This is a genomic window from Nocardioides sp. T5, from assembly GCF_048161455.1.
In the GTDB taxonomy this organism is placed as follows: Bacteria; Actinomycetota; Actinomycetes; order Propionibacteriales; family Nocardioidaceae; genus Nocardioides.
This window is the reverse complement of the sequence record NZ_CP182415.1, coordinates 2838730-2865043: the sequence shown is the minus strand read 5'-3', so window position 1 is coordinate 2865043 and position 26314 is coordinate 2838730. Positions and strand designations below refer to the sequence as shown.

Genomic DNA, 26314 nt, shown 5'->3' with positions numbered 1-26314 from the left:
TCGACCCCTGCGACCGAGCTCGCCCAGTGGCTCTCGGGCGCGACCGACGTGACCGTCCACGGCGACCTCGGCGTCGCCGTCTCCGGGATCTCGCTGAGCACCGCACGGATCCGGCCCGGTGACCTGTACGCCGCCCTGCCGGGCGCCCGCGCCCACGGTGCGGACTTCGCACCTGAGGCCGTCGCGGCCGGTGCCGTCGCCGTGCTGACCGACCCGGCCGGCCTGGACCGGCTGCCCGCGGGCACGCCGGCCGTCGTGGTGCCCGAGCCGCGCCGTGTCCTCGGCCGCCTCGCGGCCCGGATCTACGGCGAGCCGGCAACGGGCCTGCGCGTCATCGGCGTCACCGGCACCCAGGGCAAGACCACCACCACCCGCGTGCTCGAGCAGGGGCTCACCGAGGCCGGGGTCACTTCGGCCGTCATCGGCACCGTTGGCACCCGGATCGCGGGGGAGGACGTGAAGACCCAGCTCACGACGCCGGAGGCGCCCGACCTGCACGGCCTCTTCGCGGTGATGCGCGAGCGCGGCGTCGACACCTGTGCGATGGAGGTCTCCAGCCACGCCCTCGTGCTCGGCCGGGTCGACGGCGTCGTCTTCGACGTGGCGACCTTCCTCAACCTCGGTCGCGACCACCTCGACTTCCACGCCGACCTCGACGACTACTTCGCCGCGAAGGCCGGTCTCTTCACCCCGGAGCGGGCGCGGGTGGGGCTGACCAACGTCGACGACGAGTTCGGCCGTCGCCTGCTGGACGTCGCCGGCATCCCGATGTCGACGTACTCCTCGCGCGGCGCCGACGCCGACTGGCGGGCGGTCGACGTCGACCTGACCGCGGGTGGCGCGACCTTCACCGTGCTGGGCCCCGGCGTCGAGCTGCGCGCGGAGGTCCACGTCCCGGGCGAGTTCAACGTCTCGAACGCGCTGGCCGCGATCGCCTCGGCCGCGCTCGCCGGGCTGGACGCCCGGCAGGTGGCCGACGGCATCGCCCGGGTGGGCGGGGTGCCGGGACGGCTGGAGCAGGTCTCCGCCGGGCAGGACTTCACCGTGGTCGTCGACTACGCCCACAAGCCCGACGCGCTCGAGGCCGTGCTGGCCACCCTGCGCCCGTTGACCGACGGACAGGTCGTGGTCGTGGTGGGCGCGGGCGGCGACCGCGACACCGTGAAGCGTCCGGTGATGGGCGAGATCGCCGCACGTCTCGCCGACGTCGTGGTGGTCACCGACGACAACCCCCGCACGGAGGACCCCGCGTCGATCCGCGCCGCGGTCCTGGCCGGCGCCCAGGGTCCGGCGGAGGTCGTCGAGGTCGGCGACCGCCGGCTCGCGATCCGTGAGGCCCTCCGCCGTGCGCGACCCGGCGACGTCGTGCTGATCGCCGGCAAGGGCCACGAGTCCGGGCAGGAGGTCGGCGACGTGGTCCACCCCTTCGACGACCGGGTCGTCGCCGCGGAGGAGGTCGCCGCGCTGGGTGCAGGTCACGACGGCACCGACCGGACCGGGAGCGACGCATGATCGAGATGACCCTGGACGAGATCGCCGAGGTCGTCGGCGGCACCGCTCACGGCGAGGCCGTCGTCACTGGAGGCGCGTTCGTCGACACCCGTACGCCGGAGGCGCGTGGGTTGTTCGTGGCGATCGCCGGCGAGCGCGTCGACGGCCACGACCTGGTGGCCGCAGCCGGTACGGCCGGTGCGGCCGCGGCGCTGGGCAGCCGACCCACCGACCTGCCCACCGTCGTCGTCGACGACGTGACCGCGGCGCTGGGGCTGCTCGCCCGCCACGTCGTGGACCGGCTGCCCGACACCATGGTGCTTGCGATGACCGGGTCCCAGGGCAAGACCGGCACCAAGGACTACCTCGCCCACCTGCTGTCGGAGGCCGGGCCCACGATCGCCACGCGCGGCAACTTCAACAACGAGCTCGGCGTGCCGTTGACCGTGCTGCGGGCGACGCCCGACACGCGCTACCTGGTCGTCGAGATGGGTGCGCGGGGCGTCGGCCACGTCGCCGAGCTCTGCGCCATCGCCCCGCCCCGGGTCGCCGCGGTGCTCAACGTCGGCACGGCCCACATCGGCGAGTTCGGCAGCCGCGAGGCGATCGCAGCGGCGAAGGGGGAGATCGTCGAGGCGCTCCCCGCCGACGGCACCGCCGTGCTCAACGCCGACGACGACCTCGTGGCCGCCATGGCCCCGCGCACCGCGGCGCAGGTCGTCACCTTCGGGGCGGTCGCGGACGGCCGCACCCCTGACGTCGCCGTCAGCGAGGTCACCACCGACGAGCTGGGCCGCCAGTCCTTCGAGCTGGCCCACCGCGGCTCCGGCGCCACCGTCCACCTCGTCCAGGTCGGCGCCTTCCAGTGGCGCAACGCAGCCGCTGCAGCGGCCATGGCCCTCGCTGCCGGGCTCGACCTCGACACCGTGGCCGACTCGCTCGCCGACGCCGTCCCGGCCAGCCGCTGGCGCATGGAGCTGTCCGAGCGCCCCGACGGGCTCGTCGTGCTCAACGACGCCTACAACGCCAACCCCGAGTCGATGTGCGCCGCGCTGGAGACGCTCGCGGGCATCGGCGACCGCACCGGCCGGCGTACGGTCGCCGTGCTGGGGCAGATGCTGGAGCTCGGCGACGGTGCGGCCGAGGCCCACCGGGAGGTCGGGGCCTACGCCGCCCGCGCCGGGGTCGACGTGCTGCTGGCCGTGGGTGACGACGCGGCCGGGATCGCGGACGGCTTCGCCGCCGTCGGAGGTGGGGGAGTGAGCAGGACCACGGCGGGGCGTGACGAAGCCGGCGACTGGCTGCGGCACAATGTCTCGGCTGCTGATGTCGTCCTGGTGAAGGCATCGCGGGGGGCGGCGCTGGAACTGATCGCCGACGACCTCACCGGGAGCGGCAAGGAAGGAAGCACCGCATGAGAGCCATCCTGTTCGGAGGAGGCCTCTCCCTGCTGATCTCCCTGCTCGGCACGCGCTACGCCATCAGGTTCTTCACCCGGCAGGGATTCGGCCAACCGATCCGCGACGACGGACCGACCACCCACCACGTCAAGCGTGGCACGCCCACCATGGGCGGGGCGGTGATCATCCTCGCCACGGTCATCGGCTACTTCGCAGCCAAGGTGATCACCCAGACCGCACCGACCGCCTCGGCGCTGCTGCTGCTGTTCCTGCTGGTGGGCATCGGCGCGGTCGGCTTCCTCGACGACTTCCTCAAGGTCAGCCGACAGCACAACCTCGGCCTGCGCAGTCGCGCCAAGATGATCGGCCAGACCGTCGTCGGGCTGGTCTTCGGGTTCCTCGCGCTGTCCCCGGCGCTCGAGGACGACCGCGGCTGGCGACCGGCGTCCAACCACCTGTCCTTCATCCGCGACTACGAGGGCTTCGCGCTCCCGACCGGCCTGGCGATCCTGCTGATCTGGCTCATCGTCACCGGCGCCAGCAACGCGGTGAACCTCGCCGACGGGCTCGACGGACTCGCAGCCGGCGCATCGATCCTGGTCTTCGCCGCCTACACGCTGGTCAACATCTGGCAGAACAGCCAGTCGTGCGCGCTCGAGGCCGGTCCCAAGTGCTACGAGGTCCGCGACCCGCTCGACCTCGCCGTCGTCGCCGCGGCGATCACGGGCGCCTGCTTCGGCTTCCTGTGGTGGAACGCCTCGCCCGCCCAGATCATGATGGGTGACACCGGGTCACTCGCGCTGGGCGCGGCCATGGCCGGCTTCGCGATCATGACACGCACCGAGCTGCTGCTGGTGATCATCGGCGGCCTCTTCGTCGCGATCACCCTCTCGGTGATGATCCAGGTCTCCGTCTTCAAGCTCAGCCGCGCGAGCGGACTGGTGCGGTCGGTCTTCAAGATCCAGCCCGGGCACCGCGTCTTCCGGATGACGCCCCTGCACCACCACTTCGAGATGCTCGGCTGGGAGCAGGTGACGATCGTGATCCGCTTCTGGATCGTGACCGGCCTCGCCGTCGCCACGGGCCTCGGCATCTTCTACGCCGAGTGGGTCGCCGGCATTGGATAGCACCCCGCGCACCCCGCCCGACGTCGAGCAGCTCGGCCGCACCAGCGACTGGTCCGGCGTACGCGTCGTCGTCGCCGGGTTCGGCGTCTCCGGCTTCGCGGCCGCCGACAACCTGCTCTTCCTCGGCGCGCAGGTGACGGCGCTCGACGAGTCGACCAGCGAGGAGAAGGCCGAGAAGGCGCAGCTCCTCGAGACGCTGGGCGCCACCGTCCGGCTCGAGCCGGGCGCGACCGCCGTGCTGCCCGACGACGTCGACCTCGTGGTCACCTCACCCGGGTGGAAGCCCACCGCGCCGCTCCTCGCCCAGGCCGTCGAGCGCGGCATCCCCGTGTGGGGCGAGGTCGAGCTGGCGTGGCGGCTGCGCGACCCCGACGCCCCCGCGCCGTGGCTCGCCGTCACCGGCACCAACGGCAAGACCACGACGGTGCAGATGCTCCAGTCCATCCTCACCGCCGCCGGGCTCCGCGCCGTCGCGGTCGGCAACGTCGGACTGCCGATCGTCGAGGCGGTGATGGACCCCGAGCCCTACGACGTGATGGCCGTCGAGCTCTCCAGCTTCCAGCTCCACTACACGCGGTCGATGGCCGCGGAGTCGGCCGTGGTGCTCAACATCGCCGAGGACCACCTCGACTGGTACGACGACGAGCCGGGCGCAGGCGTGGACCCGGGCGCCCGGACCGGCATGGAGGTCTACGCCGCCGACAAGGCCCGCGTCTACGACGGCGTCCAGCGCGCCTGCGTCTACAACCTCGCCGACCCCGCCACCGAGGACATGGTCCGCGAGGCCGACGTCGTCGAGGGCGCGCGGGCCGTCGGCTTCACCCTCCGCACGCCGGCCCCGGGCGATCTCGGCATCGTCGAGGACCTCCTCGTGGACCGCGCGTTCATCGAGGACCGGGCGACGAGCGCCGCCGAGCTGTGCACGCTGGGCGACCTCGCGTCGCCCGCACCCCACTTCGTGGCCAACGCCTTGGCCGCGGCCGCGCTGGCCCGTGCCCACGGCGTCAGCCAGCAGGCCGTGCGTGACGGCCTGCGCGCCTTCCGTCCCGACGGCCACCGCATCGCCCACGTCGCCGAGGCCGCCGGCGTCACGTGGATCGACGACTCGAAGGCCACCAACCCCCACGCCGCCCAGTCCTCGCTGTCCGCGTACGACGACGTCGTGTGGATCGCGGGCGGTCTCGCCAAGGGCGCCCGGTTCGACGACCTCGTCGCCGCCGTGCGCGGCCGGCTGCGCGGTGTCGTGCTGCTCGGACGCGACCGGCAGGTCGTCGCCGACGCACTTTCGCGACACGCGCCCGATGTGCCGGTCATCGATGTGGGCGCCGACGAGACTGGGGATCCGATGGAGCGCGTGGTCGACGCGGCCGCCGGGCTCGCCAGGTCCGGTGACACGGTGTTGCTCGCGCCGGGGTGCGCCTCCATGGACATGTTCGCCAACTACGGCGCCCGCGGCGACGCGTTCGCGGCCGCCGTCCAGGCGCACATCGCCCGCACCGACCAGCCCCGCCAGCCAGACCAGCCCGACAGCGACTAGCAGCCACCGACCCGAGGGGAGCCGCGACGATGACCACCGCGAACCCCGGAGGAGTGGGGCTGGACGTCGGCCCGTCGCCGGCCCCGCAGCCCGACCAGCCCGACCAGCCCGACCAGGGCGGCGGGACGGCCGGGGTCCGGCGTCCACCGCTCGGGTCGGGGCTCGTCGCGGGGCTGCGCTCGGTCCGCGAGGCGCTCGACAAGCCGCTCGCGTCCTACTACCTGCTGCTCGGCTCGTCGGCCCTGCTGCTCACCATCGGCCTGATCATGGTGCTCAGCGCGTCCAGCGTGCGCTCCTACCTCACCTACGACGACTCCTACGCCGTGGTGAAGCGGCAGCTGCTGTGGGTCGCGCTCGGGCTGCCTGCGGCGTGGGTCGCGTCCCGGATCCCGGTGCGGCACGTCCGCAGGCTCGCCTACCCGGGCTTCCTGGTGGCCCTCGTGCTGCTCGGCCTGGTCGCCCAGTTCGGCGTGCTGGTCAACGGCAACAAGAACTGGCTCGCCCTCGGTCCGGTCAACATCCAGCCCGCCGAGATCGCGAAGCTCGCGATCGTGCTGTGGGCCGCCAACATCTACGCCCACAAGGAGCGGCGGCTGCGCGAGCTGCACCACCTGCTGGTGCCGGTCGTGCCCGGGCTCTTCGCCGTCATCGCCCTCGTCCTGGTCGGCCGCGACCTCGGCACCGCGATGGTGCTGGCGGCCATCCTGCTCGGCATGCTGTGGGTGGTCGGGGCGCCCCTGAGGCTCTTCGGGCTCAGCCTCTCGGTGCTCGGCGTCGCGGCCGTCGCCCTCGCCGCCACCGACCCGGAGCGGCTCGAGCGCATCACCCACTTCACCGACCCGTTCAAGGACTACACCGACGCGGGCTGGCAGCCGGCCCACGGTCTCTACGCCCTGTCGAGCGGTGGCTGGTTCGGCCAGGGCATCGGCGCCTCCACCCAGAAGTGGGGCGACCTGCCCGAGGCGCACACCGACTTCATCTTCGCGGTGCTGGGCGAGGAGCTCGGCCTCGTCGGCACGCTGCTCGTCATCGGGCTGTTCTTCACCATCGCCTACGCCGCGGTCCGCGTCGCGCTCAGCACCGAGGACCCGTTCGTCCGCTACGCCACCTTCGGCATCGTGGTCTGGCTGCTCGGCCAGATGATGATCAACGTCGGCATGGTGCTCGCCGTCCTGCCGGTCATCGGCATCCCGCTCCCGATCGTGTCCTACGGCGGGTCGGCGCTGCTGCCCTCCCTTGTGGCCCTCGGCCTGGTGATCGGCTTCGCGCGCCGCGAGCCCGAGGCAGCCGCCGCGCTGGCGGCGCGCCGACGCAACCGCTCCGCCGGTCTGTCCGCGGGTCCCGCTCGCTAGATTTGCCCCTGATGCGCGTTCTCCTCGCCGGCGGCGGCTCTGCCGGCCACACCTCGCCCCTGCTCGCCACTGCCGACGCCCTGCGCCGGCTCGACCCGACGACCGAGGTCACCTGCCTCGGCACCCGTGAGGGGCTCGAGGCCCGCCTCGTCCCCGAGGCCGGCCTCCCGCTCGAGGTGGTGCCTCGCGTCCCGCTCCCGCGCCGGCCCGGCCCCGACCTGCTGCGTACGCCGACCCGCCTGCGCGCCGCGCGCGCCGCTGCCCTGGAGGTGGTCGACCGGGTGCGTCCCGACGTCGTCGTCGGCTTCGGCGGCTACGTCTCGGTGCCCGCCTACCTCGCCGCCCGCAAGCGCGGCCTGCCCATCGTGGTGCACGAGGGCAACGCGATCCCCGGCATCGCCAACAAGCTCGGCGCCCGCATGACCAGGCACGTCGCCACCAGCTTCCCCGGCACCGACCTGCCGCGTGCCGTGTGCACCGGCCTGCCGATCCGCCGGCTCATCTCGACGATGGACCGGGGCGCGCTGCGGGCCGAGGCCCTGGCTGCCTTCGGGCTGCGCGCCGACCTCCCGACCCTCATGGTCACGGGCGGCTCGCAGGGCGCTGCGCGCATCAACGCGGCTGTCTCCGGGGCGGCGCCCGCCCTCGCCGCCGCAGGCGTGCAGGTGCTGCACGTCGTCGGACCCAAGCACGAGCTCAGCGTCGCGTGGGGGGAGGTGCCCTACGTCGTGCTCAACTACGTCGACCGGATGGACCTCGCCTACGCCGCCGCCGACGCCGTGCTCTGCCGCGCGGGCAGCAACACCGTCACCGAGGTCTCCGGCGTCGGCCTGCCGGCCGTCTACGTCCCGCTGCCGATCGGCAACGGCGAGCAGGCGCTCAACGCGCGTCCGGTCGTCGACGCCGGTGGCGGGCTGCTCGTGTCCGACGCCGCCCTGACCCCGGAGTGGGTCGCGGCCAGCATCCCCGGACTGGTCAACGACACGGCGCGCCTCACCGCCATGGGGGCCGCCGCCACCGGTGTGATCCCGCTCGACGCCGACGAGAAGCTCGCCCGCATGATCCTCGACGCCGGAGGTGCACGCGCGTGAGGATCCCGGTCCCCGACGAGGTGCTCCCCGCCAAGGAGCTCGGCCGGGTGCACTGCGTCGGCATCGGCGGTGCCGGCATCTCCGCCATCGCCCGCATCCTGGCGCAGCGCGGCATCACCGTCACCGGCAGCGACGACCACGACACCCCGTTCCTGCCCGCGCTGCGCGAGCTCGGCGTGGTGTGCCACCTCGGCTACGACGCCGCCCACGTCGGCGACGCCGACACGCTGGTCGTGACGACCGCCGCGCGCGAGGACAACCCCGAGGTGCTCGAAGCCCGACGCCGCGGCCTGCGGATCCTGCCGCGCTCGGCCGGGCTCGCCGCGGTGATGGCCGGGACGCGCGTCCTCGCCGTCGCCGGCACCCACGGCAAGACGACGACCACGGGGTTGCTCACCTCCGCGTTGCTCGCGGCCGGGGTCGATCCGTCGTACGCCGTCGGTGGCGTGCTGACCGCGACCGGTCGCAACGCCGACGCAGGGGCCGACGACCTGTTCGTCGCCGAGGCCGACGAGAGCGACGGGGCCTTCCTCCACTACCGGCCCCACGCCGCGATCGTCACCAACGTCGAGGCCGACCACCTCGACAACTGGGGCACCGAGGAGGCCTACCACCGCGCCTTCGAGGACTTCGCCGACACCCTCGACCGCGACGGCTTCCTCGTCTGCGTGGTCGACGACCCGGGTGCCGCGCGGCTCGCCGGGCTGGCCCGCGAGCGCGGCCTCGACGTCGTCACGGTGGGGGAGTCGCCCGAGGCCGACCTGCGCGTCCGGGACCTCACGCTCGACGGCTCCACCTCCTCGTGCCGGGTCACCCGCGGCGGCGACGTCCTCGGCGAGCTGCGCCTGCGCATCCCGGGTCGCCACTACGTCCTCGACGCCGTGGCCGCGCTGGCCATGGGCCTGCGCCTCGACCTGCCGTTCGACGCCCTGGCCGAGGGCCTGGGCGACTTCACCGGCACGGGTCGCCGGATGGAGCTCAAGGGCGAGGTGGGCGGCGTGCGCGTCTACGACTCCTACGCCCACCACCCCGTCGAGATCCGCGGTGACCTCGAGGCCGCCCGCGCACTCGCCGGCGAGGGCCGCGTCGTCGCCGCCTTCCAGCCCCACCTGGTCTCGCGCACGCGGATCTTCGGCGAGGCGATGGGACGCGAGCTCGGCGCGGCCGACGAGGTCGTCGTGCTCGACGTCTACGTCGCCCGCGAGGACCCCGATCCCGACGTCACCGGGCTGCTCGTCGCCGACGCCGTTCCGCTGCCCGTCCAGCACGTCACCTACGTCGACGGCCTGGGTGCAGCCGCGCAGGCGCTCGCCGAGCGCGCGCGACCGGGCGACCTGGTCATCACCCTCGGCGCGGGCGACATCACGGGCGTCGGGCCGCGGGTGCTCGACCTGCTCGGAGGTGGCTGAGTGGACCGCGAGGCGCCGGAGCGGGGCGCGCGCGACGCAGGTGGGACCACCAGCGCCGGCACCGACGAGCCCGGCGCGGGCACCCCGCGGGATGACACCGGATCGGGCGTGGGGAGCAGCAAGCAGGACGCCCGCCGGAACCGGTCGGAGCGCCGGACGCGCCGCCGCTTCGCGCGGCGGCAGTGGGCCCGCCGCTGGCTGTCCCTGCGCTACGTCGTGGCCGCGCTGCTTCTCCTGGCGCTGCTGGCCACGTCGGTCCACCTGGTCTTCTTCTCGACCAGGTTGCAGGTCAAGCGCGTCGAGGTGGTCGGCAACAGCCTGCTGAGCGACGGCCGGATCCGCGAGGTCGCCGACGTCCCGGTGGGCGACCAGCTCGCACTCGTCGACCTCGGCCGGGCCGATGCCCGCGTCGGCTCGCTCGCCGAGGTGGAGTCCGTCGACGTCACCCGCACCTGGCCCGACGCCGTACGGATCTCCGTGGTCGAGCGGACTGCGGTGGCCGTGGTGGAGCTCGCCGGCAGGCTCCGCGGCCTCGACGCCGACGGCGTCGTGTTCCGCGACTACAAGACCGTCCCTCGGCAGATGCCGCGCGTACGCCCCGGGGCCAACGCCGGCACCGACGCGCTGCGCGAGGCGGCCACCGTGGTCAGCGCGTTGCCGGAGGACCTCGTGACGCGGGTCGACCACGTCGAGGTGGCCACCGTCGACCAGATCACCCTCGTCCTGCGCGACCAGCGCCAGGTGCTGTGGGGGAGTGCGGAGGAGTCGGAGCTCAAGGCCCAGGTGGTCGACAAGCTGCTGGCCGCGCAACGGGCCCCCTACTACGACGTCAGCGTCCCGGGGAACCCGACCTATCGCACCACCCCCTGACGCCGCGGGGCGAGAATTCTGGCTCATCTGATGCTTCCGTGGGTGGTTGATCGCGTCTGAATGGCCGCACGCCGTTCCCGCTCTAGGTTTCTGGCTTGTCGAGAGTCAGGAACCACGGAACGGAGAACGGCGTGCGAAACGCCAGCCTATGGCGCGCCCTCTTGGGCGTCGAGAACACCGTCATCGAGGCAATCGAGTTCAGCGAGGTCGAGGACATCGTGATCGCGCACGTGCGACCACGGCGAGCCTGCTCGGGGCCGCTGCGGACGATGCGGCACCAGAGCCGCCTGGTACGACCACGGAGAAGGACGCCGACGGTGGCGAAGCCTGGATCTCGGAACAGTCGAGGTCTTCCTCGAGGCCGACGCGCCAAGGGTCAACTGCCCGGTCCACGGGCCGACGGTGCGGCATGTGCCCTGGGCGCGTCACGCGGCCGGTCACACGTTCAGCCTTGACCAGCAGGTCGCCTGGCTGGCCACCCAGTGCTCGAAGTCCGCGATCACCCAGTTGATGCGGATCGCGTGGCGGACCGTGGGATCGATCATCGCCCGGGTCTGGGCCGACACCGCCGAAGGGATCGACGCCTTCGCCGGACTGCGCCGCATCGGCATCGATGAGATCTCCTACAAACGCAACCACAAGTACCTGACCGTCGTGGTCGACCACGACACCGGCCGGCTGGTGTGGGCCAAGGCCGGACGCGACCGCGCCACCCTCGAGGAGTTCTTCGACGCACTGGAAGCCTCCGGCGAAGGCAGGTGCGCCCAGATCACCCATGTCACAGCCGACGGCGCGGACTGGATCGCGGACGTTGTGCGGCGACGCTGCCCAGCCGCGGTCCGGTGCGCCGACCCCTTCCACGTCGTCGGCTGGGCCACCGATGCCCTCGACGCCGTGCGACGAGACGCCTGGAACCAGGCCAGACGCGCGGGCCACACCCGCCCCGCCGGTTGGCAGAACGGCCGGGCGGTTACGGTCGCAACCGGACACGCTCGCGCTCTCAAGCACGCCCGCTACGCACTGTGGAAGAACCCCGAGAACCTCACCGACAAGCAGCAGACGAAGGCTTGCGTGGATCGCCAAGACTGATCCTCGGCTCTACCGCGCCTATCTGCTCAAAGAAGGCCTGCGTACCGTCTTCAAGGCTCCCAGCAGACGAGGCCGCCGAGGCGCTGGACCGATGGGTCGCGTGGGCACGGCGCTGCCGGATCGCATCGTTCGTCAAGGCTCCAGCAGCGCATCACCAAGCACCGCGCCGAGATCCTCGCCGCCATCGACCACGGCCTATCCAACGGCCTCATCGAATCGGTCAACACCAAGATCCGGCTCATCACCAGGGTGGCCTTCGGATTCCGCTCACCCGACGCCCTCATCGGCCTCGCGATGCTCAACCTAGGCGGACACCGACCGCTGCTGCCCGGCCGATGACCCACGGATCAGTCAGAAGAGCCGAATTTCTTTGCCGACCTGGGACGCGCGGGCGTGTCCGCCGGGGAATCGCGGTGCTCGGTGCCTAATGTCTTGCGAAAGGCGAGGTTGACATAACTATAACCCTCAGGCTCACGGTTAGAGTTCCGCGGGCCGCGGAGGGTGCAGGAACCTCGTCCATCCAGACTTCACCCCCAGACTTCACAGACCCACTCGAGGAAGGCCCCGGAGCCGTGGCAGCAGCACAGAACTACCTGGCGATCATCAAGGTCGTCGGCATCGGCGGCGGCGGCGTCAACGCCGTCAACCGCATGATCGAGGTCGGCCTCAAGGGCGTCGAGTTCATCGCCATCAACACCGATGCCCAGGCACTCCTGATGAGCGACGCCGACGTCAAGGCTCGACATCGGACGTGAGCCTCACCCGCGGCCTCGGAGCCGGCGCCAACCCCGACGTGGGCGCCAAGGCCGCCGAGGACCACGCCGACGAGATCGAGGAGGTCATCAAGGGCGCCGACATGGTCTTCGTGACCGCCGGCGAGGGTGGCGGCACCGGCACCGGCGGCGCGCCGGTCGTGGCCCGCATCGCCCGTTCGCTGGGTGCCCTGACGATCGGCGTGGTGACGCGCCCGTTCGCCTTCGAGGGTCGTCGTCGCGCCAACTCCGCGGAGGAGGGCATCAGCCAGGCTCCGCGAGGAGGTCGACACCCTCATCGTGATCCCCAACGACCGGCTGCTGTCGATCACCGACCGCAACGTGTCGATCCTCGACGCCTTCAAGCAGGCCGACCAGGTGCTGCTGCAGGGTGTCTCGGGCATCACCGACCTGATCACCACCCCCGGCCTGATCAACCTCGACTTCGCCGACGTGAAGTCCGTGATGGCCAACGCCGGCTCCGCCCTGATGGGCATCGGCTCGGCCCGCGGCGAGGACCGTGCCGTCGCGGCTGCGGAGATGGCTGTCTCGAGCCCCCTCCTCGAGGCCAGCATCGAGGGTGCGCACGGCGTGCTGCTCTCCATCGCCGGCGGCTCCGACCTCGGCCTGTTCGAGATCAACGAGGCCGCGGCGCTCGTCTCGCAGGCCGCGCACGCCGAGGCCAACATCATCTTCGGCGCGACGATCGACGACGCCCTCGGCGACGAGGTGCGCGTCACCGTCATCGCAGCCGGCTTCGACGGCGGCATGCCCAAGCGTCGCTCCGACGGCAACGTGCTGCGCCAGGGCCAGCCGGCGCAGACCCAGGAGCAGACCCGCGCGGCGGCGCAGCAGATCTCCTCGACCCCGCAGGCCCCGGCGCGCAGCGAGCCGGCGTCCGCCAGCCCGTCGCAGGCGACGTTCGCCCCGTCGGCGCGCGACGACCGCTCGCAGTCGGCGCCCTCGCAGCAGGGCCAGCACGGAGGCCAGCAGGGCCAGCAGTCGCAGCAGCCCCAGCAGCCTGCCCCGTCGAGGCCGGCCCGTCAGGTGCAGTTCGACGACGACGACCTCGACGTCCCTGACTTCCTGAAGTGAGGTTCCTGCACCGCGACACCCTGGCCACGGCGCACGGCGCCGTGGCCGTGGGCTTCACCGAGCCCCTGCCGATCGTCGCCGACGTGAGCCGGGCGCGGTCCACCGTGCTGGCCGACGTCGCCGCGGCGACCGGCAGGACGCCTTGGGTGATGCACCAGGTGCACGGTGCCGACCTGCACGTCGTCGGCGACGACGACGTCGCCGACCACCCTGTCCTCGACGTGGACGCGCTGGCCACCACGCGCGGCGACGTGGCCCTGATGGCGCGGGCGGCCGACTGCGTGCCGCTGCTCCTCGCATCCCCCGAGGGTGCAGTGGCGGCCGTGTGCGCTGGCCGGCGCGGCCTCGCGCTCGGGGTCGTTCCGCAGGCCGTCAAGCGTCTGCGCGAGCTCGACGCCACCCGGCTCACCGCCTGGATCGGGCCGCACATCTGCGGCCGGTGCTACGAGGTGCCGCAGCAGATGCAGGAGGAGGTCGCCTCGCTCGTGCCTGCGTCGAGGTCCACGACGTCGTGGGGCACGCCCGCCCTCGACCTCGGGGCAGGGGTGCGCGCCCAGGCTCGAGGCGGAGGGCGTCGACGACGTACGCGCGGTCGACGCCTGCACGCGAGGACGACCGCTGGCCGTCCTACCGCCGCGACGGCGACGCCGCCCTGCGCTTCGCCGGCGTGGTCTGGAGGAGAGTCGTGAGCCGCGGTGACGAGGTCGCTGCGAACCTCGACGTCGTACGCCGCCGCATCGCCGCCGCGTGCGCCGAGGCCGGGCGCCCCGACGACGACGTGTCGCTCGTGGTGGTCACCAAGTTCTTCCCGGCCTCCGACGTCCGGCTGCTCGCCGAGCCTGGGGGTCACCGACGTGGGGAGAACCGCCACCAGGAGGCCGAGGCGAAGGCCGCCGAGTGCGCCGACCTCGGCCTGCGCTGGCACTTCATCGGCGGCCTCCAGTCCAACAAGGCCGCGGCCGTCGCTTCCTACGCCGACGTCGTGGAGTCGGTCGACCGGGCCAGGGCTGGTCGCCCCGCTCGCACGCGGCGCACACTCACGGGTCGCGACGTCGACGTGCTGCTCCAGGTCAGCCTCGACCCGCCGAGCGCCGACAACCGGTCCGGCGCGGCGCCCGCCGACCTCGCCGACCTGGCTCGACGCGTCGAGGGGGCCGGCACCCTCCGGTTGCGCGGCCTCATGGCCGTCGCGCCGCTGGGGAGGACGCCGACGCGGCCTTCGCCAGGCTCGCCGAGGTCCGTGAGACCTTCGTGCGCGACCACCCGCGGGCGACCGCGTTGTCGGCGGGGATGAGCGGCGACCTCGAGGCGGCGATCCACCACGGCGCGACACACGTGCGTGTCGGCTCCGCGGTCCTCGGTGAGAGGCCCACGGTCCAGTAATGTCCACAACAGTCAAACAGGTGCCCGGTCCCGGGTGCCAGGTCTAGCGGAGGAAAAGTCTCATGAGCGGCGCGATGCGCAAGATCGGCGAGTACCTCGGCCTGCTCGAGGACACCGGCCACTACGACGACTACGACGGCGACACCGAGACCACGACCCACGACGCTGTCGACCAGCGCCCGGTCGTGCGCGAGCGTCGCCCTGCCCCTGTGTCCGACCTCGCCGAGCGCCGTCGTCCGGCCTCGGTCCAGACAGGAGTCGTGGCCGAGTTGAGCCGCATCACCACCCTCCACCCCCGCAACTACAACGAGGCCCGTCTCGTCGGTGAGAACTACCGAGACGGCACGCCCGTGATCATGAACCTCAGCGAGATGGACGACAACGACGCGAAGCGTCTCGTCGACTTCGCCGCCGGGCTGATCTTCGCCACGCGCGGGACCATCGAGCGGGTGACCAACAAGGTCTTCCTGCTCTCGCCGCCCAACGTCGCGGTCTCGGCCGAGGACAAGGAGCGGATCGCCGAGGACGGCTTCTTCAACCAGAGCCTGATCCATAATTCAGTCGTGGTGATCTTCGGTTCGATCCTCTGGTACATCCTGTTCATCTTCATCGGCTTGCTCTGGATCCGGTTCATCGTGGACTGGGTGCAGGTGTTCGCGCCGGTGGGGAGCCCAAGGGCCCGCTGCTCGTGGCCCTCGAAGGCGTACTCCGCCACCGACCCGCCGATCGTGGCCCTGCGTCGTGTCGTCCCGCCGCTCCGCATCGGACAGGTCGCCCTGGACCTGAGCCTTCCTGCTGGTGATGGTGGGAGCATGGCTGCTGCTCAACGTGGTCGCGACCATCTTCGGCCTCTAGAACCATCCGTCACACGGGTCACTGTGCCCGGTGGCGTCCCGGGCGCTATTGTCTTCTGACAGCAGAGCCACCGTGCATCGAAGAGTGAAAGTTTGGGTGAGGTCATGCCGCTGACGCCTGAGGACGTGAGCAACAAGCGCTTTACGCCTGTCCGTCTCCGTGAGGGCTACGACATGGGCGAGGTGGACCAGTTCCTCGACGAGGTCGAGGCCGAGCTCGCCCGGCTGACCAAGGAGAACGACGACCTCCGGTCCAAGGCTGTCGGCCGCGCAGTCCGGCGGCCCGTCGACGTCCGCCCCGGCGACCACGTCGTTCGCCCCGGCCGCTGCCGAGCCGGAGCCCGAGCCGGAGCCCGAGCCCCAGCGGGCCGCCCCGGCGCCCGTGGCGGCCGCTCCTGTCGAGACGGTCCGCGTGCAGACCGTGCCGGAGGCGTCCAACGCCGCCGCGCGCCTGCTCGAGATCGCGACGCGCAACGCCGACGAGCTCGTCGAGGACGCGAAGAACGAGGCCGACCGCATCGTCGGCGCCGCGCGCACCAAGGCCGAGCGGGTCGAGTCCGAGGCCAAGACGAAGGCCGACCGCATGGAGGCCGACGCCCGCCAGCGCTCGCAGATGCTCGACTCCGAGACCGCCGAGCGCCGCCAGCAGATGTTCGGCGACCTGGAGAAGGAGCGCGACAAGCTCAACAGCGACGTCGAGACCCTCCGCCAGTTCGAGCGCGAGTACCGCTCCCGCCTGAAGACCTACTTCACGCAGCAGCTCGAGGCCCTGGCCAACGGCAGCGAGACGCAGGCTCCGGTCGACAGCGGCAACGCGCCGAAGCGTCTGCGCTCGGTCCTCGGCGACGACGAGAACTGACCGCGGCGACCGACGCCCAGCAACGAGAACGACCGCCCCTCGGGGTGGTCGTTCTCGCATTTCGGCGAGCCGCGGTTGGTTCGTCAGGGTGCACCGGCTAGCCTCCCTGCCACCGTGTGGTTCCCGCCACACCTGGAGGATGCTGGAGGCCCTCGGAGATGGCTGGCACCACGCGCAAGTCCCTGGCCGGCACCGCGGCCGCAGCTGCCAAGCGGGTGATCGGTCGCAAGAGCGCCGCGAGCCCGGACGACGCCGCTGCCGGCAAGACGGCGACGAAGAAGGCCCCCGCCAAGAAGGCCCCGGCCAAGAAGGCCCCGGCCAAGAAGGCCCCGGCCAAGAAGGCCCCGGCCAAGAAGGCCCCGGCCAAGAAGGCCCCGGCGAAGAAGGCCCCGCCCTCCAGGACTGCGGCGAAGAAGAGACCTGCGAAGAAGGCCGCCGCGACGTCGGCTCCCGCGAAGAAGGCTCCCGCGAAGAAGGCGCCGGCCAACAAGGCGCCGGCCGAGAAGGCTCCCGCGAAGAAGGCGCCGGCCAAGAAGTCGCCCGCCGCGAAGGCAACCACGAAGAAGACGACCACGACGAAGACGGCCACGAAGGCCGCGCCCACCACCTCCACCTCGACGAAGAAGGCTGCACCCGTGACGAAGGCCGCTCCGACGCCTGCCAAGAAGGCAGCGCCGGCGAAGAAAGTACGCAAGGCCACCCCCTCCACGCTGGTGGTGCTCGACGGCGAGGACCCGTGGACCAGGAGCGAGCTCAACGAGGTCGTCAAGGAGCTCAAGGAGCACCGGGACCGACTCACGGCCATCGTGGGGGAGTCGGAGCAGGAGCTCGCCGGCCTCATGCGCGACGCGGGCGACGGCGCCGGTCACGACCAGGCCGACGTGGGTGCGACGAGCTTCGAGCGCGACCACGAGCTGACCGTCCTCGCCCGTGAGCGGGACACGCTGGTGCAGATCGAGCGGGCGCTGGCCCACATCGACGACGGCTCCTACGGCGTCTGCGACTCCTGTGGCAACCCGGTGGGGAAGAATCGGTTGATGGCGGTGCCGCATGCCACACTGTGCATGTCATGCAAGCAGCGCGAGGAGCGTCGCTGAATCCCAGCGACCAGGCCGATCCCGTCCCGGCTCGACCCCGCGTCGACGCACGGATCGTCTTCGCGGCGGTGGCCCTCGTGGCCTACGGCCTCGACCTCGCCAGCAAGCAGTGGGCGCTGTCGGAGCTGGTCGACGGCGACATCGCCGTCCTCGGTGACTGGTTCACGCTCCACCTGACGTTCAACCCCGGAGCCGCCTTCAGCACCGGCACCGACTTCACCATCGTCTTCACCTGCCTGGCCATGGTCGCGGTCGCGGTCGTGCTGTGGTTGAGCCGACGGATCGCCAGCATCGGCTGGGCGCTGGCCCTCGGGCTGCTGCTCGGCGGCGTGGCCGGCAACCTCACCGACCGGATCGTGCGCGAGCCGGAGCCCTTCCACGGGCACGTCGTCGACTTCCTCATGCTGCCCAACTGGCCGGTCTTCAACATCGCCGACATCTGCATCAACCTCGCGGCGGGCCTGATCATCCTGCAGACCTTCCGGGGCATCGCCCTCGACGGCACCCGCGACTCCGAGCGCGAGGCGGCGTGACCACCCACTCAGACCAACGCACGGTCCTCGTCCCCGACGGCCTCGCCGGCGAGCGGGTCGACGCCGCGATGGCACGGATGTTCGGGTTCTCCCGCACCCGTGCGGCCGACCTCATCGCCCAGGGGCTGGTGCACGTCGACGGCGCCGCCGTCGGCAAGAGCGACCGGGTCGACGCGGGCGCGATGCTCGACGTGACGATCCCGGCCGAGCGCGACCCGCTCGAGGTGAAGCCGGAGATCGTCGAGGGCATCCGGATCATCCACGACGACGACGCCATCGTGGTCATCGACAAGCCGGTGGGCGTCGCCGTGCACCCCTCGCCCGGGTGGACGGGTCCCACGGTGGCCGGTCACCTCGCCGGGGCGGGCTACCGCATCTCCACCAGCGGCGCGAGCGAGCGGCAGGGCATCGTGCAGCGCCTCGACGTGGGCACCAGCGGTGTGATGGTCATCTGCAAGTCCGAGCACGCCTACTCCGTGCTGAAGAACGCGTTCCGGCACCGCACGGTCGACAAGACCTACCATGCGCTGGTCCAGGGACATCCCGACCCGCTCTCGGGCACGGTCGACGCCCCGATCGGTCGCCACCCGCACCACGACTACAAGTTCGCGGTGATGGCCGACGGCCGCCACAGCATCACCCACTACGAGACGCTCGAGGCGCACCGGTTCGCCAGCCTGCTCGAGGTGCACCTGGAGACCGGGCGCACCCACCAGATCCGGGTGCACATGAGCGCGCTCAAGCACCCCTGCGTGGGCGACCTCACCTACGGCGCCGACCCCACGCTGGCCAAGCGGCTGGGGCTCGAGCGGCAGTGGCTGCACGCCATGCGCCTGGGCTTCGAGCACCCGGAGACAGGCGACTACGTGACCTACGAGTCGACCTACCCCGACGACCTCGCGCACGCGCTCGACGTGATTCGCGATGAGCACTGACCTGGTCCTCCGCCCGGCCTCCGTCGACGACCTCCCGGTCGTCGCCGAGCTGCACCTCGCGGCTCGCCGCGGGGCAGGCGTGGCGTTCCCGTCGCCGGTGCACCCCGACGACGAGGCACGGGCATGGGTCGCCGGCTGGGACCTGACGGCGTACGACGTCTGGGTGGCCGAGCGCGGCGGCGAGCCGGCCGGCTACGCGCGCTGGACCGCGACGTGGCTCGACGACCTCTACGTCCACCCCGACCACCAGGGCCATGGTGTCGGGACCGCGCTGTTCGACCTCGTCGCCTCCACCCGCCCCGGCGGCTTCTGCCTGTGGGTCTTCGAGTCCAACACGCCGGCCCGGGCGTTCTACCGCCGCCGCGGGTGCCTCGAGCTCGAACGCACCGACGGCTCGGCCAACGAGGAGCACGCGCCCGACATCAGGGTGGCGTGGCCCGGAGCCGACCCGCTCGCCTTCCTGCGCGGCCTGATCGACGAGACCGACCTGGAGCTCGGCGACGTGCTGGCGCGACGTACGGCACTGACCCGGACCGTGCAGTCGGTCAAGCCGTCCACCGAGCGCGACGCCGTGCGCGAGGCGGAGATCGTCGAGCGCGTCGCCGCCGTGGTGCCCGAGCTCGGCACGCAGCGGGTGGCGCGCATCGTCGACGCCATCATCGCCGAGTCCCTCGACGCCTCCCGCTGATCCGGCGGCGCCCGCCCCGACGTGCGACGACCGGCCGCGCCCCGGAGGGCACGGCCGGTCGTCACCGTGGGGTGTGTGCCGGCGGGGTCGGTCAGTAGCCGACCAGGCCTCCCTGCCAATCGACGAGGTCGGCGAGCTTGTCGACGAGGGTCTCGTCCTGGAGCCCGTGCGCCTTGCCCTTGGCCTTCTTGAGGATGTGCGCGGCAGCGGCGTGGTCACCCTCGTCGGCAGCGGCCTCGGCCGCGGCCAGGGCCTCGGCCACGTCGGCGCCGAGCTTGGCGTTGCGGTTGCCGCCCTCGCTGAGGTCGGCGGTGATCTGCTCGACCTCGGGGAAGGTCACGCAGTTGCCGCCACCCTCCACGACGCCGGCGGTCCACTCGATGCCACCGAGCAGGTGCGCCAGGAAGGTCGGGTCGTCGTAGGACTCGTCGACGTGGCCGGCGCCCTCGTACCAGGAGCGGCCGCCCTCGAAGTTGTGGCACCACGCGATCGGGTGGTCCTCGCCCATCGCGCCGCGGCCCGGGTTGTAGGTGCTCTCGTCGAGGGTCAGCAGGACGTGCACGTCCTCACGCGGGTTGGCGGTGAAGTTGTACCACTCGTCGAAGCGAATCCACTCCTTCGGCAGCATCGTCGTGGAGGGGTGGTTGGGGCTCTCGACGACCATGGTGGCCGTCTGCTGCGCGGGGTGGCCGGCGAAGCGCGCGCTGCCGCCGGTGAGCTCGCTGTACCACGGCACGGCGTGCATGGCGTCCGTCGCGGCGTGCAGGCCCACGAACCCGCCGCCGCCTCGGATGTAGCCCTGGAAAGCGGCCAGCTCGGCGTCGTCGAGGGTCCGGGGGCGAGCGGGGTCCTGGTTGTTGGTGCCGTCGACGTTCGACGCGAAGATGATCGTGGCGTACTGGCTGAGGTCCTCGGCCGAGGTGAAGGGCGTCGTCGCCATGGTCAGGTCGGGCTGGCCGGGGGAGCGGGGCGGCAGCGGGGGGTCCCAGACGTCGACGGTGAAGCCGTGCTCCTCGCCCATGTCGATGACGGCGTTGGTCGTCTCGTCGATGTGGGAGTGGCGGAAGCCGAGCGTCTTGCCAACGATGAGCACCTTGTAGGGCTCCGCGGCCGCGGCCGCGCTGGTGGCCGCGTCGGACTCGGCTCCGGCGGACGCGTAGGTGGCTCCGGTCAGGAGCAGGGCGCCGGCGGCCAGGCCGGTGGTGATCAGGCTGAGCGGTTTCCTCATGGATCGTCCTCTTCTCGGGAGGGTGGGGGGAGTTTGTTTGTATGGAACCCAAACAAATGCAACAAGGGGAACGCTATGTGACCCACGTCACCCAGTCAACGGGCCCCCCGTCACGACCGGTCGTGGTCGCGCGGGCCGGGACGAGTCCGAGGAGAGGGCGGAGGATGATGGCCGGGTGCTGCTCTACGACGACGTGGTGACCGAGTACCGCGACTTCGCGACCTATGCCGGGGGCGACTCTCCGTGCTTCGAGGAGTGGGCGCTCGGCGTCGCCGGTGACGCCGAGGTCCTGGCGAGGCTGTCGACCCTCCCGCCGATCAAGCGCCAGCCCAACCTGGTCTTCGCCGCCGCCCGCTGGCACGGCGCACCCGCCCCGGCGCCGTACGACGCCCTGCGCGCGGTGCTGCTCGACCAGGAGCCGGCCGTGCGGGCGACCGTCATGGAGCGGGCGACCCAGACCAACGAGGTGGGCCGCCTCGCCACGCTCGTCCCGGTGCTCGGCCTCGTCGAGGGCCCCCTGGCACTGGTCGAGGTCGGCGCGAGCGCCGGGCTCTGCCTGTTCCCCGACCGCTACGACTACGCGTGGGCGCCCCTCGGCGGGCTGCGGGGGAGCGGCGGACCCGTGCTGGGTGCGCGCGCCAGCGGGAGCCTGCCCGTGCCCGGCGCCCACCCGACGGTCGCGTGGCGCGGCGGCGTGGACCTCAACCCCCTCGAGGTCGAGGACGCCGACGCGATGGCGTGGCTGACGAACCTGGTGTGGCCCGAGCAGGACGAGCGTCGTGAGCGCCTGCGCGCCGCCGTCGACGTCGCCCGCCGGGAGCCGCCCGTGATCCGGGAGGGCGACCTCCTCGACCACGTCGAGGGCCTCGTCGACGAGGCGGCCCGCCACGGCACGCCGGTCGTCCTCCACTCGGCGGTGATCGCCTACCTCGAGGAGCCGGACCGCGAGCGCTTCCACGACCTCATGACAGGCCTGGTGGCCGCGGGCCGCTGCCGGTGGATCAGCAACGAGGGAAGCCGGGTCCTGCCCCGCGTCACCGGCGGGCTCGAGGTGCCCTCCGGGCGGTTCGTGACCGCGCTCGACGGCACGCCGGTGGCCTTCAGCCACGGCCACGGCCACGCGATCGACTGGCTGTGAGCGCGGCACCCGCCGCGGTGCGGATCGGGCCGGGTGTCCTGTCGGTGGGGCCGGGCACACTGACGTAGGCTGACGGCTCTTCCCCCTCCTTCTGGATGCCCGCTGCGCAGCCAGCACCTCTTCACGATCGACCCCGTCAGCGACCCCCGAAAGGCGCGGAAGTCTCCTCCATGTCGTCCGGCTCCTCCACCAGCTCCGCGGACAACTTCGTGCACCTCCACGTGCACACCGAGTACTCCATGCTCGACGGGGCGTCGTTGCTCGACGGCCTGTTCGCGCGCACCAGCGAGCTGGGCATGCCGGCCATCGCGATGACCGACCACGGCAACCTGCACGGCGCCTACGACTTCTACCGCAAGGCCAAGCAGCACGGCGTGAAGCCGATCATCGGCATCGAGGCCTACCTCACCCCCGGCACCATGCGCGGCGAGCGGCGCCGGGTCCGCTGGGGCCAGGGCGACCAGGCGGAGGAGGGCGGCAAGGACGTCGCCGGCGGCGGCGCCTACACCCACATGACCATGTGGGCGGAGACGACCGAGGGCATGCACAACCTCTTCAAGCTCGCCAGCCTGGCCAGCCTCGAGGGCTACTACTACAAGCCCCGGATGGACCGCGAGCTGCTCCAGCGCTACTCCAAGGGCATCATCGCCAGCACGGGGTGCCTGTCCGGTGAGATCCAGACCCGGTTGACGCTCGGCCAGTACGACGAGGCGCTCCGCGCTGCCGGGGAGTTCCAGGACATCTTCGGCAAGGACAACTTCTACCTCGAGCTGATGGACCACGGCATCGCCGCCGAGCGGGCCACCCGGGGAGACCTGCAGAAGATCGCCGCGACGCTCGGCCTGCCGACCATCGTCACCAACGACACCCACTACACCAACCCCGAGGACGCCGACGGCCAGGACGCCCTGATCTGCGTTGCCTCGGGCAAGCGGCTGGCCGACACCAACCGGCTCAAGTTCGACGGTGGCGGCTACTACATCAAGTCCGCCGCCGAGATGCGTGAGCTCTGGGCCGACGTCCCCGACGGGTGCGACAACACGCTCGAGATCGCCGAGCGGTGCAACGTCGAGTTCGTCGAGTCCACCGGCGGCTACATGGCCCGTGCCGACGTGCCCGCGAGCGAGACCGAGGAGAGCTGGTTCCGCAAGGAGGTGTGGCGCGGCATCGAGGCCCGCTACCCCGGCGAGCGGTTGACCCAGGAGGTGCGCGACCGGGTCGAGATGGAGCTGGGCGTCATCTCGCAGAAGGGCTACTGCGGCTACTACCTGGTCGTCGCCGACTTCATCCAGTGGTCCAAGCGCAACGGCATCCGCGTCGGGCCCGGCCGTGGATCCGGAGCCGGCTCCATCGCCGCCTACGCGTTGAGCATCACCGACCTGTGCCCGCTCGAGCACGGCCTGTTCTTCGAGCGGTTCCTCAACCCCGAGCGCCCCTCGATGCCCGACTTCGACATCGACTTCGACGACGCGCGTCGCGGCGAGGTCATCAAGTACGTCACCGAGAAGTACGGCACCGAGCGGGTGGCGCAGATCGCGACGTTCGGCCGTCTCAAGGCCAAGGCCGCCATCAAGGACGCCGCGCGCGTGCTCGACCACGGGTTCGCCATCTCCGACCGCATCACCAAGGCGCTGCCCGCCGACGTGATGGGCAAGGGCGTCGCCCTCAAGGACATCTTCGACCCCCAGCACAAGCGCTACAACGAGGGCGGCGAGTTCCGCGCCCTGCACGACTCCGACCCCGACGTGCGCACGATCTTCCACACGGCCCTCGGCCTCGAGGGGCAGATCCGCAACTGGGGCGTGCACGCCGCCGGTGTGATCATGTCGAGCGAGCCCATCATCGACGTGGTGCCGATCATGGCGCGCCCGCAGGACGGCGCCGTCATCACCCAGTTCGACTACCCGATGTGCGAGTCGCTCGGGCTGGTCAAGATGGACTTCCTGGGCCTGTCCAACCTCCGCATCCTCGAGGACGCGCTGGCCAACATCCAGGTCAACCGCGACGAGACGGTCGTGCTGGAGGAGCTGCCCTTCGACGACCGGGCGACCTACGAGCTGATGGGTCGCGGCGACACGCTCGGTGTCTTCCAGCTCGACGGCTCGGGCATGCGGGCGCTGCTGCGGTCCCTGCAGCCCGACGCCTTCGCCGACATCACCGCGGTCAGCGCGCTCTACCGGCCCGGGCCGATGGGTGCCGACTCGCACAACAAGTACGCCCGCCGCAAGAACGGCCGCGAGGCGATCGAGCCGATCCACCCCGCACTCGCCGAGGCGCTCGAGCCGGTGCTGGGGGAGACCTACGGCCTGATCGTCTACCAGGAGCAGGTGATGGCGATCGCCCAGGTGCTCGCCGGCTTCACCCTGGGCGCCGCCGACAACCTCCGCCGCGCGATGGGCAAGAAGAAGAAGGAGGAGCTCGACAAGCAGTACGCCGGCTTCCAGGCCGGCATGCTCGAGCGCAACTTCCCCCAGGTCGCGATCGACAAGCTCTGGGAGATCCTGCTCCCGTTCTCCGACTACGCCTTCAACAAGTCGCACTCCGCCGCCTACGGCGTCATCACCTACTGGACGGCCTACCTCAAGGCCAACTACCCAGCCGAATACATGGCCGCGCTCCTGACGTCCGTCAAGGACGACAAGGACAAGATGGCCATCTACCTCAACGAGTGCCGGCGCATGAAGATCCAGGTCCTCCCGCCCGACGTCAACGAGTCGCACGCCAACTTCACCCCGGTGGGCAACGACATCCGCTTCGGCCTCACCGCCGTGCGCAACGTCGGCAGCAACGTCGTCGACCGGATCGTCACCGCCCGCGAGGAGAAGGGCCGCTACACCGACTTCAACGACTTCATGGACAAGGTCCCGGCGCTGGTGTGCAACAAGCGGGTCGTCGACTCGCTGATCAAGGCCGGCGCCTACGACGACATGAAGCACCGGCGTCGGGCGCTCTCGATCATCCACGAGGACGCGGTCGAGAAGTACGTCCAGGCCAAGAAGGACGACGAGAGCGGGCAGGACTCGCTCATCGACATGCTGATGCCCGACGACGTGGGCGCTGCCGGTGCGACGGTCGTGATCCCGGAGGTCGACGACTGGGACAAGATGACCCTGCTCGGCCACGAGCGGGAGATGCTGGGCCTCTACGTCTCCGACCACCCGCTCCTCGGTCTCGAGCACGTGCTGTCCCAGGGCACCGACTGCACCATCGGCCAGCTGATGCTCGACGAGGACCGCGCGCACAACTCGACGATCACGGTCAGCGGCCTGATCACCTCGGTGGCGCGGCGGATCACCAAGCGCGGCGACCCCTGGGCGACGATCACGCTCGAGGACCTCGACGGCGCCATCGACGTCCTCCTCTTCCCGAGCGCCTACACCCTCGCCTCGACGCTGCTCGTCGAGGACAACATCGTCCGGATCAAGGGCCAGCTCTCGCGCGACAAGGACCAGCCCGAGCTCCGCGCGCAGGAGGTCACGGCCCCCGACCTGACCCAGGGACCCGCCGGACCGGTCGTGATCAGCCTGCCGTCGACGCGGTGCACCCCACCGGTCGTGGCCCAGCTGCGTGACGTCCTCGGCACCCACCCCGGGATGACCGAGGTGCAGCTGCGGCTGCTCACCCGGAGCTCGACCAAGGTGCTGCGCCTCGACGACAACCTCCGCGTCAGCCCGAGCCCGGCGCTGTTCGCCGACCTCAAGCAGCTGCTCGGCCCCGGTTGCCTGGCGGGGTGAGCGACGTGACACACGCCGCCGACCCGCAGGGCGAGGCCGGCGAGGGGCCTGTGACCGCCTCTCCGCGGCGGTTGCTGCTCCGCGTCCTGGCGATCCTTGCCGGGTTCGTCGCCGCCGGCGCAGCCGGTGGGGTGCTCTGGGAACGGTTGTGGGACGCGCCGACCGGCCTCGCGTTCGAGGGCCGCTGGTACCTCGAGCCCGCCGGGCCCGACTTCGCCTTCGAGGCCATCGCCCTGTTCGTCGTCATCGCTTTCCCGATCGGGCTCCTCCTGGCCGTGCTGGCCGGTCGGTGGCGCGGGCACGAGACGGTCACCGTGGTGACGGTGCTCGTGGCGGCCGGCGTCGCCGCGGCCGTGATGTACGCCGTCGGCAGCGCGCTCGGGCCGCCCGACCCGCAGGCGTTGGCAGCCGGCCGGCCCGACTACACGCCGCTGCCGGGTGACCTGGGGCTGACCGCTCCCGACCAGGGGCGCGTGCCGTGGCACTCGACGGCACTCGTCGCCCTGCCCGCCGGTGCCATGGCTGGTCTGGTCGGGTCCTACCTCTTGGGGAACAGAGGGTTCGCACGGCGCTCGCGTGGGTAGGCTTGCGCCGCCCGCAAGTGGGCAGTCCCGGCACCGCCGGGACCCGTGCGACGGGGGAGCAGAACGAC

General features: G+C 71.7%; 20 protein-coding genes and 4 pseudogenes. 23 read left to right on the top strand and 1 reads right to left on the bottom strand.

Annotated features, from left to right (window positions below):
* Positions 1-48 precede the first annotated feature (48 nt).
* The 20 genes and pseudogenes from ACNKF0_RS13990 to ACNKF0_RS13895 all read left to right on the top strand — a co-directional run bounded on the left by ACNKF0_RS13990 (position 49) and on the right by ACNKF0_RS13895 (position 19562).
* Positions 49-1512, top strand: coding sequence for a UDP-N-acetylmuramoyl-L-alanyl-D-glutamate--2,6-diaminopimelate ligase (locus ACNKF0_RS13990; RefSeq protein ID WP_416958529.1), 1464 nt, complete (start codon positions 49-51; stop codon positions 1510-1512).
* Positions 1509-2909 (top strand): UDP-N-acetylmuramoyl-tripeptide--D-alanyl-D-alanine ligase, encoded by a 1401-nt coding sequence (locus ACNKF0_RS13985; protein WP_416953024.1) that lies wholly within the window; start codon positions 1509-1511, stop codon positions 2907-2909. Before ACNKF0_RS13990 ends, ACNKF0_RS13985 begins: the two co-directional genes overlap by 4 nt.
* Complete coding sequence (gene mraY / locus ACNKF0_RS13980) at positions 2906-4018, top strand: phospho-N-acetylmuramoyl-pentapeptide-transferase (RefSeq protein ID WP_416953022.1); 1113 nt, start codon at positions 2906-2908, stop codon at positions 4016-4018. The genes ACNKF0_RS13985 and mraY overlap by 4 nt, the downstream gene beginning before the upstream one ends.
* Complete coding sequence (gene murD, locus ACNKF0_RS13975) at positions 4011-5555, top strand: UDP-N-acetylmuramoyl-L-alanine--D-glutamate ligase (protein ID WP_416953020.1); 1545 nt, start codon at positions 4011-4013, stop codon at positions 5553-5555. The genes mraY and murD overlap by 8 nt, the downstream gene beginning before the upstream one ends.
* 29 nt (positions 5556-5584) lie before the next feature.
* Entirely contained in the window at positions 5585-6907 is a 1323-nt protein-coding gene (ftsW, locus tag ACNKF0_RS13970; protein WP_416953018.1) for a putative lipid II flippase FtsW, read from the top strand.
* Between the two features lie 11 nt (positions 6908-6918).
* Positions 6919-7998, top strand: a complete 1080-nt coding sequence (murG, locus tag ACNKF0_RS13965) for an undecaprenyldiphospho-muramoylpentapeptide beta-N-acetylglucosaminyltransferase (RefSeq protein WP_416953016.1) — start codon at positions 6919-6921, stop codon at positions 7996-7998.
* Entirely contained in the window at positions 7995-9407 is a 1413-nt protein-coding gene (gene murC / locus ACNKF0_RS13960) for a UDP-N-acetylmuramate--L-alanine ligase (protein ID WP_416953014.1), read from the top strand. Before murG ends, murC begins: the two co-directional genes overlap by 4 nt.
* The gene (locus ACNKF0_RS13955; RefSeq protein WP_416953012.1) at positions 9408-10277 is read left to right on the top strand and encodes a cell division protein FtsQ/DivIB; all 870 of its coding nucleotides are present in this window, start codon (positions 9408-9410) and stop codon (positions 10275-10277) included. It abuts the gene before it with no gap.
* A 312-nt stretch (positions 10278-10589) separates the two neighbouring features.
* A pseudogene (locus ACNKF0_RS13950) lies at positions 10590-11705 on the top strand (ISL3 family transposase); the annotation flags it as partial.
* Between the two features lie 233 nt (positions 11706-11938).
* A pseudogene (gene ftsZ / locus ACNKF0_RS13945) lies at positions 11939-13213 on the top strand (cell division protein FtsZ).
* Positions 13210-13902 carry a laccase domain-containing protein gene (locus tag ACNKF0_RS13940; RefSeq protein ID WP_416953010.1) on the top strand — a complete coding sequence of 231 codons (693 nt, stop codon included), beginning with the start codon at positions 13210-13212 and terminating at the stop codon, positions 13900-13902. Before ftsZ ends, ACNKF0_RS13940 begins: the two are co-directional and overlap by 4 nt.
* Positions 13899-14507 (top strand): alanine racemase, encoded by a 609-nt coding sequence (locus ACNKF0_RS13935; RefSeq protein WP_416953008.1) that lies wholly within the window; start codon positions 13899-13901, stop codon positions 14505-14507. Before ACNKF0_RS13940 ends, ACNKF0_RS13935 begins: the two co-directional genes overlap by 4 nt.
* 151 nt (positions 14508-14658) lie before the next feature.
* Positions 14659-15141 (top strand): annotated as a pseudogene (locus tag ACNKF0_RS13930) (cell division protein SepF); the annotation flags it as partial.
* Positions 15142-15159: 18 nt separating this feature from the next.
* Positions 15160-15510: a YggT family protein gene (locus ACNKF0_RS13925; protein ID WP_416958527.1), complete on the top strand. Its 351-nt coding sequence runs from the start codon at positions 15160-15162 to the stop codon at positions 15508-15510.
* 45 nt (positions 15511-15555) lie between these two features.
* Positions 15556-15648 (top strand): annotated as a pseudogene (locus ACNKF0_RS13920) (DivIVA domain-containing protein); the annotation flags it as partial.
* A 214-nt stretch (positions 15649-15862) separates the two neighbouring features.
* Positions 15863-16309 carry a hypothetical protein gene (locus ACNKF0_RS13915; RefSeq protein ID WP_416953006.1) on the top strand — a complete coding sequence of 149 codons (447 nt, stop codon included), beginning with the start codon at positions 15863-15865 and terminating at the stop codon, positions 16307-16309.
* A 635-nt stretch (positions 16310-16944) separates the two neighbouring features.
* Positions 16945-17406: a TraR/DksA family transcriptional regulator gene (locus ACNKF0_RS13910; RefSeq protein WP_416958525.1), complete on the top strand. Its 462-nt coding sequence runs from the start codon at positions 16945-16947 to the stop codon at positions 17404-17406.
* Positions 17379-17939 (top strand): signal peptidase II, encoded by a 561-nt coding sequence (lspA, locus tag ACNKF0_RS13905; protein WP_416953004.1) that lies wholly within the window; start codon positions 17379-17381, stop codon positions 17937-17939. Before ACNKF0_RS13910 ends, lspA begins: the two co-directional genes overlap by 28 nt.
* Positions 17940-18007: 68 nt before the next feature.
* Positions 18008-18874, top strand: coding sequence for an RluA family pseudouridine synthase (locus ACNKF0_RS13900; RefSeq protein WP_416958522.1), 867 nt, complete (start codon positions 18008-18010; stop codon positions 18872-18874).
* Positions 18864-19562 carry a GNAT family N-acetyltransferase gene (locus tag ACNKF0_RS13895; protein WP_416953002.1) on the top strand — a complete coding sequence of 233 codons (699 nt, stop codon included), beginning with the start codon at positions 18864-18866 and terminating at the stop codon, positions 19560-19562. Before ACNKF0_RS13900 ends, ACNKF0_RS13895 begins: the two co-directional genes overlap by 11 nt.
* Positions 19563-19653: 91 nt before the next feature.
* Here the strand turns inward: ACNKF0_RS13895 and ACNKF0_RS13890 are convergent, their stop codons facing one another.
* Entirely contained in the window at positions 19654-20790 is a 1137-nt protein-coding gene (locus tag ACNKF0_RS13890; protein WP_416953000.1) for a ThuA domain-containing protein, read from the bottom strand.
* Positions 20791-20965: 175 nt separating this feature from the next.
* Here ACNKF0_RS13890 and ACNKF0_RS13885 point away from each other — a divergent pair, with 175 nt between their 5' ends.
* From ACNKF0_RS13885 to ACNKF0_RS13875, 3 genes are all read left to right on the top strand, one after another.
* Positions 20966-21928 (top strand): DUF2332 domain-containing protein, encoded by a 963-nt coding sequence (locus tag ACNKF0_RS13885; protein WP_416952998.1) that lies wholly within the window; start codon positions 20966-20968, stop codon positions 21926-21928.
* Between the two features lie 170 nt (positions 21929-22098).
* Entirely contained in the window at positions 22099-25662 is a 3564-nt protein-coding gene (gene dnaE / locus ACNKF0_RS13880; RefSeq protein WP_416952996.1) for a DNA polymerase III subunit alpha, read from the top strand.
* Positions 25659-26246, top strand: a complete 588-nt coding sequence (locus ACNKF0_RS13875; RefSeq protein WP_416952994.1) for a hypothetical protein — start codon at positions 25659-25661, stop codon at positions 26244-26246. Before dnaE ends, ACNKF0_RS13875 begins: the two co-directional genes overlap by 4 nt.
* Positions 26247-26314: the final 68 nt, after the last annotated feature.